The 8,515-nt window shown below is 63.5% G+C and carries 8 protein-coding genes and 1 pseudogene; 5 read left to right on the top strand and 4 right to left on the bottom strand.

Annotated features, from left to right (window positions below):
• Positions 1-173 precede the first annotated feature (173 nt).
• The 4 genes from EOA36_RS19080 to uxuA form a co-directional block, all read right to left on the bottom strand.
• Complete coding sequence (locus tag EOA36_RS19080) at positions 174-1,205, bottom strand: sugar ABC transporter substrate-binding protein (RefSeq protein ID WP_127278950.1); 1,032 nt, start codon at positions 1,203-1,205, stop codon at positions 174-176.
• Between the two features lie 27 nt (positions 1,206-1,232).
• Positions 1,233-2,084 (bottom strand): IclR family transcriptional regulator, encoded by an 852-nt coding sequence (locus tag EOA36_RS19075; RefSeq protein WP_127278949.1) that lies wholly within the window; start codon positions 2,082-2,084, stop codon positions 1,233-1,235.
• Entirely contained in the window at positions 2,084-3,226 is a 1,143-nt protein-coding gene (locus EOA36_RS19070) for an extracellular solute-binding protein (protein ID WP_127278948.1), read from the bottom strand. The genes EOA36_RS19075 and EOA36_RS19070 overlap by 1 nt, the downstream gene beginning before the upstream one ends.
• 119 nt (positions 3,227-3,345) lie before the next feature.
• Positions 3,346-4,530: a mannonate dehydratase gene (gene uxuA / locus EOA36_RS19065; protein ID WP_127278947.1), complete on the bottom strand. Its 1,185-nt coding sequence runs from the start codon at positions 4,528-4,530 to the stop codon at positions 3,346-3,348.
• 135 nt (positions 4,531-4,665) lie between these two features.
• Between uxuA and EOA36_RS19060 the strand changes: the two genes are divergently transcribed.
• The 5 genes and pseudogenes from EOA36_RS19060 to EOA36_RS19040 all read left to right on the top strand — a co-directional run.
• Positions 4,666-5,454, top strand: coding sequence for a FadR/GntR family transcriptional regulator (locus tag EOA36_RS19060; protein WP_245464407.1), 789 nt, complete (start codon positions 4,666-4,668; stop codon positions 5,452-5,454).
• Entirely contained in the window at positions 5,447-6,232 is a 786-nt protein-coding gene (locus EOA36_RS19055; RefSeq protein ID WP_127278946.1) for an SDR family oxidoreductase, read from the top strand. Before EOA36_RS19060 ends, EOA36_RS19055 begins: the two co-directional genes overlap by 8 nt.
• Positions 6,233-6,236: 4 nt before the next feature.
• Positions 6,237-7,352 carry a mannonate dehydratase gene (locus EOA36_RS19050; RefSeq protein WP_127278945.1) on the top strand — a complete coding sequence of 372 codons (1,116 nt, stop codon included), beginning with the start codon at positions 6,237-6,239 and terminating at the stop codon, positions 7,350-7,352.
• Positions 7,352-8,053 (top strand): RraA family protein, encoded by a 702-nt coding sequence (locus tag EOA36_RS19045; RefSeq protein ID WP_127278944.1) that lies wholly within the window; start codon positions 7,352-7,354, stop codon positions 8,051-8,053. The genes EOA36_RS19050 and EOA36_RS19045 overlap by 1 nt, the downstream gene beginning before the upstream one ends.
• A 120-nt stretch (positions 8,054-8,173) precedes the next feature.
• A pseudogene (locus EOA36_RS19040) lies at positions 8,174-8,515 on the top strand (hypothetical protein); the annotation flags it as partial.

Genomic DNA, 8,515 nt, shown 5'->3' with positions numbered 1-8,515 from the left:
ATGCACAGCACAGCCAGGATGACGCCCAGCACGAGCTGGCTGCTGCCCAGCAGCTGGCCGCCGATGAGACGCTTCGGTGCGGAGGCGTGTGTAAGCTCGCTCATTTCAGTCCATTCCAGACCACTTGCCTGACACTGCCCTTCCCGCGTCAGGGAAGGGCAGCGTCATCAGGCTTATTGCTTCAGGTCGGCGGAGGTCTTCATGCACTTTGCCGGCGGCTGGAGCGCGTTGACGGCATCCCATTTGATGGTGCGCGTGGTGCCGTCATAATCATAGTACTTCTTCCAGTCGTCGCCGTTCATCGGCGCCGTCGGGCTGACGATGTGCTCGGGCACTTCCTCGTTGTTGAAGAGCTTGACCGCCGCGTCGATGGCGGTGAACCCTTCCTTTTCCGGGAACATCGCGGCCTCGATGCGGTACGATGGTTCGTTCTGCATGGCGTTGATGAAGGCGAGGCCCTCGCCGCCGGTGCCGACCGTCAACAGGCCGTCTTGCGACTTCCCTGCCGCCTTCCAGGCTTGCAGGCCGCCAAGCGAGGACGAGTCGTTGATGCCGTAGATGATGTTGATGTCGGCATTCTTGGCGAGCGCCGCCGAGGAGACTTCGAGCGCACGGTCGGGGTTGCCGCCGCCGTCGAGGTCGTGGACCATGACCGCATCAGGAATGACGGTCTTCAGCCCGTCCATGAAGCCGTGCGAGCGCAGCACCGTGGCCGACAGCAGCGGCAGGCCGACATTCATCACCTTGGCAGTGCCGCCAAGCTTTTCCTTGGCGTATTTGCCGGCTTCTACCCCGGACATGTAGCCCGTATCGTAGTCGCAGATGGCGACCATCGTGGTCATGCCCTTGACCGGGTTGCCTTCCAGCACCACCGGGACGTTGGCGGCCTTGGCCTGTCGCAACAGCGGCACCACGCCTTCCTCGTTGACCGGGGTGATGATCAGCACGTCGACGCCCTTGGCGATGAAGTCTTCGGCCGCGGCGACCTGCTTGGCGATGTCGAGATTGGCGTCCTGCACCTCGACTTCGATGCCGAGTTCCTTGCCGTGAGCCTTCATGCCCTTGATGACGTTCTGATACCACTCATGGGTGGCGTAGTTGGTGACGTAGCCGATGCGCTTGGGCATGTTCTCGGCATGCGCGGTGGCGGCGCCGAGCGCCAGCATGGCGGCTGACGCAAACAGGATTGACTTGGACCAGAGCATTTTCTTCTCCCAGATTTATCGCTTTTGTTAGTCGCTGAACGGGTAGTCCCGCCGTTCCGGGTCGGCACGTAAAGAAGAGGCGGAGTCGGACCAGCCGAGTGCCGCCGATATCTTTTCGGCGGCGGCCTGGGTGCGTTCGAAAACGGCTTCGCGGCCGAACCGCGCCGCCTTTTGCGGCAGCAGCGGCACGGTGAGCGCGGCGATGACGGCACCGGTGTGGTCGCGCACCGGCATCGAGATGTTGGTGCAGCCTTCGACGGCCAGCGAGGCGCGCATCTCGTAGCCGAGCCTCGCGACCTCGTTCAGCCGCGCCTCGATTTCAGCCCGACTGCCCTGACCTTCGCCGGCGGCCACGATGCGCTCGACGATCCGGTCGCGCTCGGCCCGGTTCGAATGGGCAAGCAGCACGGCGCCCGAACTGGTTTCGAGGATCGGGAAATGCGACCCCAGCGCCACCGAGTAACGCATCGGCAGCGGGGAATCGATCTGCAGCACCACCAGCGCGTTTTGTCCTTCGCGGACCACCAAGTGGCAGCTTTGGTCGGCATTGGCGGTCAGTTCGCGCATTGCCGGCAGTGCGCATTCGACCAGCCGGTTTACCGGCGGATGCATATGCGCCAGTTCGAACAGCTTCAGCGACAGACGGAAACGGTCCGACTGGGTGCGGAAGATGTAGCCGCGCTTCTCCAGGAGAAGCAGGATGCGGTAGATCTCGTGGATGGAGCGTCCCAGGCCGGCCGCGATCTCGGTCTGGGTCAGCGTCTCGGCACTCGAGGCCATGAACTCCAGAACGTCGAGCGCCTTGTCCACCGCCGGCACGCGATAACCGTTGCGGCCGGCTTCGCCGTCGTCGAGTGTATCGGCAACGCTGGCGGCCATCACGCAATGCTCCCTTCCGGTTGCCTGGTTTCGCGGTAGAGGCGATTGACGAGGTCAGTAAGGTCGGCCGCCGATACCTCGCCGGCGATGGCGGCCGCCGCATACGGCGCGCATTCGCGGAAGAAGGCGATGAAGCCCGGATGCGTCGGACGCAGATAGGACGACGTGATGGTCCGAAGCGTGGCGCTGAAGAAACCGCCTGAAAGCGCGTTGACCTCAGCGTCTTTCCAGGCGGCGAGCGATCCCGGCTGTCCGCCCGCCTTCACATAATCGCCGCGCTGGTAGTCGGGCGAACACAGGAAGAGCGCATAGTCGATCGCCGCCTGTTTGTGTTTCGACTGGGCGCTGACGCCGATGCCGGCGCCGCCGAGCAAGGCGCCGGCGGAGCCCGGCGTCGGCACGTCGGCAAAGCGCAGATATGGCCCGTCGGTTTTCGCCGCGTAATTCACATAGCCGAAGGCGAACGGCACATAGACCACGTCGTCATGCGCGATCATGTGGTCATAGCAGCGGATCGGGTTCCATTTCGACGAGTCCGGATGCGAAAGCGCCGCCAGCTCCCGCAACTGCGCGATGGCCTGCTCGACCCTTTGCCTGGCGATGAATTGCTCACCGGCCTCCTGCGGATGGCCGAGCGTCAGAAGCATGCACATGGCATCCGTCGGGACCGAGGGCAGACCGAGCCATTTGCCGTCCTTGCGCGCAAGCCGGCCGAGTTCCAGCACCTCGTCATGCGTGCGCGGCACCGGCCCGTAGCGCTCCAGCAGGTCAGGGCGATAGGACGCGACCTGGCAGGCGGCATCGATCGGCAGTGCCCATTGACGTCCGTTCCTTTCGTAGGAGCGCCAGGACCCGCCGACTGAATCGTGTTCGAAGAACCGTATTTGCTCCGCCGACAGATGCGCGTCGAACGGCACCATCAGCTCATCCTGCGCGATGTCGCCTATGAAGGGATGGTCGAACACGACCAGATCGTAAGTGCCGAGCACCGGACCGAGCGCGCCCTCGCCGAATTCATACAGGCTGCGGCGGTCCCATTCGATTTCGAGGCCGGTATTGCCAGCGCAATAGGGCGCGACGCTGGCGTCCAGCGGACCCCAGCAACGTCGATGATCCCACGCAAGACCGCGCAGCCTTGTCATTTCAGGCAATTCCTCCCTGGAGCCGGGCATGACTGCCCGGCCCGCCGACTAGTAGCAGGTATTTTCACATAGACAAGTAACTTTTACATATGCAAACGGCAGTTCGCCTTCCGATGGCCTCAGGCCAGCCCGAACCGCTCGACGGCGCGCATGATGCCGCGCAGCTCGGCGAGGCCCTTCAGCCGACCGATCAGCGAGTAGCCGGGATTGATCTTTTTCTTGCCGATGTCGTCTGCGAGCAGGTGGCCATGATCCGGCCGCATCGGGATTTGCCAGTCGGCGCGGCCTTGTGCGCGGCGGCGCGCCTCTTCCTGCATCAAAGCGAGGATGACATGCGCCATGTCGGTACCACCCTCGAGATGCTCGGCCTCATAGAACGAGCCGTCGTCCTCGATGGTGATGTTGCGCAGATGGACGAAATGGATGCGGTCGGCGAATTCCTTGACCATGGCGACGATGTCGTTGTCGGCGCGCGTGCCGTAGGAACCAGTGCAGAAGGTCAAGCCATTGGCGGGGCTGTCGACAGCGTTGAGGATGAAACGCGCATCCTCGGCCGTGGAAACGACGCGCGGCAGGCCATAGAGCGAGAATGGCGGATCGTCGGGGTGGATGCACATGCGCCCCCCCGCCTCTTCAGCCGCCGGAATGATCTCGCGCAGGAACCAGGCGAGGTTGTCGCGCAGTTCCTTCGGCCCGATCGCATCGTATTCCGCCAGGGCCTCGCGGAAACTGTCCCTGTTATAGCTGCGCTCCGTTGCCGGCAGGCCGGCGATCAGGTTGCGCTCGATCTGGTCGATCTGCTCCGGCGTCAGCGCCTTCAGGCGTTGCTCGGCCTCGGCGATACGCGCCGGCGTGTAGCTTGCCGCGCCATTCTTGCGCTGCAGGACAAAGAGATCATAGGCGGCAAAGTCGATGGCGTCGAAACGCAAGGCGTAGCCCGTCGTCGGCAGCCGGTAGGCCAGATCGGTACGGGTCCAGTCGACCACCGGCATGAAATTGTAGCAGATCGTCGCAATGCCGGCCTTGGCGAGCGCGCGGATGCTGTCGCGATAATAGCTGGCATAGCGCTCGCGCTCCGGCGCGCCGATCTTGAACGAATTGTGGACCGGGATGCTCTCGACCACCGACCAGGTCAGCCCAGCGGCCTCGATGATGCGCTTGCGCTCGAGCACATCGGCCTCGGGCCAGGCCCTGCCGTCATAAATCTGGTGAAGCGCTGAAACCACGCCGGTGGCGCCAGCCTGTTTGACATGCTCGAGCGTCACCGGATCATCGGGACCGTACCAGCGCCAACACTGTTCCATGAAGTCTCCTCACTGTTTGGCGGCGACCATATTGTTGGACCACCATCATGTCAACAGAACCTTTATTGCCGCTAAAGGTTGATTTTTGATCGACAGAACTCTAATCTGGTCCAACAAATTGCAAGGAACTAGCTGTTGGAACAGGCGAGCCGCGAGCCGATGGAAGCGTCTGAAGAAGCAGGAATCAGCAGTTCGGCCGTCGACCAGACGGTGCGGCAGATCCTCGACCTCATCCGCAATCGGGCCTTGTCCGTCGGTGACGTCCTGCCTACGGAACGGGAGCTCGGCGAATTGTTCGGCGCCAGCCGCAACACGATTCGCGAGGCGCTGCGCACCATCCGCACCTATGGCCTGATCGACCCCAAGCCGCGTGTCGGCGCGGTGCTGGCCGACAGGCAGAGCGTCGCGATCCAGAATTTCTTTGCCGCGCAAATGGACATATCGAAGACGTCCTTTCACGACATACAGGGATTTCGCCGCATCATCGAGGTGAGCGTCGGCGATCACATCATCCTCAATGCCGGCATCGCCGAACTCGACGCCCTGGACGAGATCAACGGCCTGATCGAGGCCGCCCGGGATGTCCAGGAGGCGGCACAGCGCGATTTCGATTTCCACATGGCGCTGATGAAGCTCGCCGGCAACCGCATGCTGGTGCAGACCTACCAGTTCCTGTCGCCTGTCATCCTCCACATCATGACCGTCGGCAAATCCATCCGGCCGGTGCTGAGCGAAACACGCCACGCCCATGGCGAGATCATCGCGGCGCTGCGTGCGCGCGACCGCATCGCCTATAGCTACCTGATGAGCCGGCACCTCGACTTCGGCCTGCGCTTCGTTCCCGACGATCTCGAAAACGCCCGAACCGCGCCGGTGACCCCGTCGCCAGACAGAACACTTCCCAAGGATTTGCCCCATGCTTGATTTCGAGAACAAGGTTGCGCTGATCACCGGCACGACCGGCATCGCGCTGGCCACCGCCAGGCGCCTGGCCCAAGGTGGTGCCTCGATCGTCGCTTGCGGCATCGACAGGGCAGCCAACGCCGCCATGCAGGAAAGCCTCGCCAAGGCCGGGGCGAGCGCTTTGGTGCAAACCGTAGACGTCTCCGTTGCCGACGAGGTGCGCGAGGCGGTCGCGGCCGGCGTCGCGAAATTCGGCGGCATCGATGTCATCGTCAATTCGGCGGCGGTGCATCCCTATGGAACGGCAACGACGACCGACTGGGAAACCTGGAACCGGGCGATGACGGTCAATGTCGGCTCGATCTATCTGACCGCGCATTTCGGCATCCCGGAAATGGTCAAGCGCGGCGGCGGTGCCATCGTCAACGTCGCCTCGGTGCAGGGCTTTTCCTGCCAGCAGAATGTCGCCGCCTACGCCACGACCAAGGGCGCCATCCACACGCTGACGCGGTCGCTGGCGCTCGATTACGCCGCATCGGGCATAAGGGTGAATTCGGTCAGCCCGGGTTCGATCCGCACACCGATCCTGGAGAAGGCCGCTCGTGGCGACGGCGGCAGCGACGCCGACGTCGAAGAGGCCTACAGACGGTTCGGCGCGGCCCATCCGCTCGGCCGCATCGGCGAGCCGGAAGAGGTGGCCGAGCTCATCGCTTTCCTGTGCTCATCCAAGGCGGGCTTCTGCACCGGCGCGGACTATAAGATCGACGGCGGCCTCACCGCCGGCATCGGTGTGAAGTAGAGCCATGAAGATCGGTCTTGGGCTTTACCGGGAATCCCTGACAACAGACAATTTCCGCTTCGCCCGCCAGGCGGGCGCCACGCACATCGTTGCCCACCTCACCAACTATTTTCGCGGCCGCGACCCTTCGCTGTCCGCCGGCAGCGAGACAGAAGGCTGGGGCGACTGCTCCGCCGACGAACTCTGGAACCACGAGGACTTCGCCGGCCTGGTGAAGACCGTGCGTGACAATGGCCTGGAAATCGCCGCGATCGAGAATTTCTCGCCGCGCTTCTGGTCCGACATCCTGCTCGGCGGCCCCGACAGGGCAAAGCAGATCGAGGGGCTGAAGCGCCTTATCCGCGACGCCGGGCGCGCCGGCATTCCCTGCATCGGCTATAATTTCTCGATTGCCGGGGTCTGGGGCTGGTCGCGTGGACCTTTCGCGCGCGGCGAGGCGATGTCGGTCGGGCTCGATCTCTCCGCCATCGATGCCGATCTGCCGCTGCCAGACGGCGTCGTCTGGAACATGCGTTACCGTGCGGGAAGGCCGGATGCGGAACCCGTGCGCGTCAGCAGCGAGGAACTTTGGCAGCGCCTGGACGTGTTTCTGCGCGAGATCGTCCCGGTGGCCGAAGAGGCTGGCGTCATGCTGGCGGCGCATCCCGACGATCCGCCGGCCGAAGCATTGCGCGGGGCGGCGCGGCTGGTCAACCGGCCGGAAAAATACGACCGGCTGATGAACATCGTCGACTCGCCGTCCAACGGTCTGGAACTCTGTCTCGGCTCGCTTCAGGAGATGCCTGGCACGGAGGATATTTACGGCCACGTCAGGCGCTTCGCCCGACGCGGCCGTATCGGCTATATCCATTTCCGCAACGTGCGCGGCAAGGTGCCCAGATATCACGAGACCTTCGTCGATGATGGCGACATCGACATGGCCGAGATCGTCCGCATCCTGCGCGATGAGAACTATCAAGGCGTGATGATCCCCGACCATACGCCGGAAATGTCCTGCGACGCGCCTTGGCATGCCGGCAAGGCTTTTGCACTCGGCTATATGCGTGCGCTGGTGCAGAACGCCACGGCCCTCGGGCCTTCCCGCACCGCCCCATCCACCGACCTTCGGAGGCAAGCCTGATGACCGGATCGACCCGCCTCGATGGTGACGACGCCGAAATGTATCGCCTGTTCGAAACCGAACTGTTCGTCGCCGTGGTTGGCGACGTGATGGATACGCTCGGGCTGCAACACCAGTTCCTGCCGCCGGTGTTCAAGCCGGTCGACGACAAGACGCACCTGCTCGGCCGGGCCATGCCGGTGCTTGAAACAGATATCTTCCTGTCCGACGAGCCGACGCACAATCCGCTGATGACCAAGCCGTTCGGGCTGATGTTCGAGGCGCTGGACGATCTGAAGCCCGGCGAGATCTACGTCGCGAGCGGTGCCTCGCCCCGTTACGCCCTGTGGGGCGAGCTGATGTCGACGCGCGCCAAAATCCTCGGCGCGCACGGCGCCCTGGTCGACGGCTTCGCCCGCGACACGGACGGCATCAAGGCGCTTGGATTTCCCTGCTTCTGCACCGGTTACTACGCACAGGACCAGGGCGTGCGCGGCAAGGTGATCGATTATCGCTGCGCGCTCGAAATCGGCGGCGTGCGGATCGAGCCGGGGACGCTGCTGTTCGGCGACAAGGAAGGCGTTATCGTCATCCCGCGACAGGCCGAGGAAGAAGTGGTGCGGCTGGCCTTGGAAAAAGTGCGTGGCGAAAAGCTCGTCGCCAGGGCGATCCGCGAAGGCATGAGCGCGGTGGAAGCCTACAGGACTTTCGGCATCATGTGATCGGTCCCGAGGGGCTCGGATCCAGCCGTGGGTGGCGGCATTAACGCATCCAGTCCGGAACAATCTTTTTTGGTCGAAGTTCCCCCCTTGAAGGGACGAACTCTCCGAAGGAGATTTCCTATGAAACATGTTCTCATGACCAGCATGCTTGCGATCGGGCTCGGCTGCGGGACGGCGATGGCTCAGACACGGCAGCCCGCCGAAAGCCAATCAGGAGCGGATACGAACTGCGCATCCGGCACGACCAACTGCCAAAACGGCTCGAAGATGAAGGACCAGGCACAGGGCACCAAGTCCCAGACTGATCAGCAGGCTCAGGGCAAGGCCAAGATGAAGACGGACGAGCAGGCCCAGGGCAAGGCCAAGGTCCAGACCGATCAGCAGGCCCAGGGCAAGGCAGGCGCCACTACGGACCAGCAGGCCCAGGGCAAGGCTAAGGTCCAGACCGATCAGCAGGCCCAG

This window comes from Mesorhizobium sp. M8A.F.Ca.ET.021.01.1.1, from assembly GCF_003998025.1.
Classification (GTDB): Bacteria; Pseudomonadota; Alphaproteobacteria; order Rhizobiales; family Rhizobiaceae; genus Mesorhizobium.
Note: the sequence above shows the minus strand (reverse complement) of the source record. Positions and strands in the feature narration are given on the sequence as shown.

Excerpts from the sequence above, each read along its gene's own strand:
- EOA36_RS19080 (WP_127278950.1), bottom strand. The coding sequence starts at position 1,205 with ATGCTCTGGTCCAAGTCAATCCTGTTTGCGTCAGCCGCCATGCTGGCG.
- EOA36_RS19075 (WP_127278949.1), bottom strand. The coding sequence starts at position 2,084 with ATGGCCGCCAGCGTTGCCGATACACTCGACGACGGCGAAGCCGGCCGC.
- EOA36_RS19070 (WP_127278948.1), bottom strand. The coding sequence starts at position 3,226 with ATGACAAGGCTGCGCGGTCTTGCGTGGGATCATCGACGTTGCTGGGGT.
- uxuA (WP_127278947.1), bottom strand. The coding sequence starts at position 4,530 with ATGGAACAGTGTTGGCGCTGGTACGGTCCCGATGATCCGGTGACGCTC.
- EOA36_RS19055 (WP_127278946.1), top strand. The coding sequence starts at position 5,447 with ATGCTTGATTTCGAGAACAAGGTTGCGCTGATCACCGGCACGACCGGC.
- EOA36_RS19050 (WP_127278945.1), top strand. The coding sequence starts at position 6,237 with ATGAAGATCGGTCTTGGGCTTTACCGGGAATCCCTGACAACAGACAAT.
- EOA36_RS19045 (WP_127278944.1), top strand. The coding sequence starts at position 7,352 with ATGACCGGATCGACCCGCCTCGATGGTGACGACGCCGAAATGTATCGC.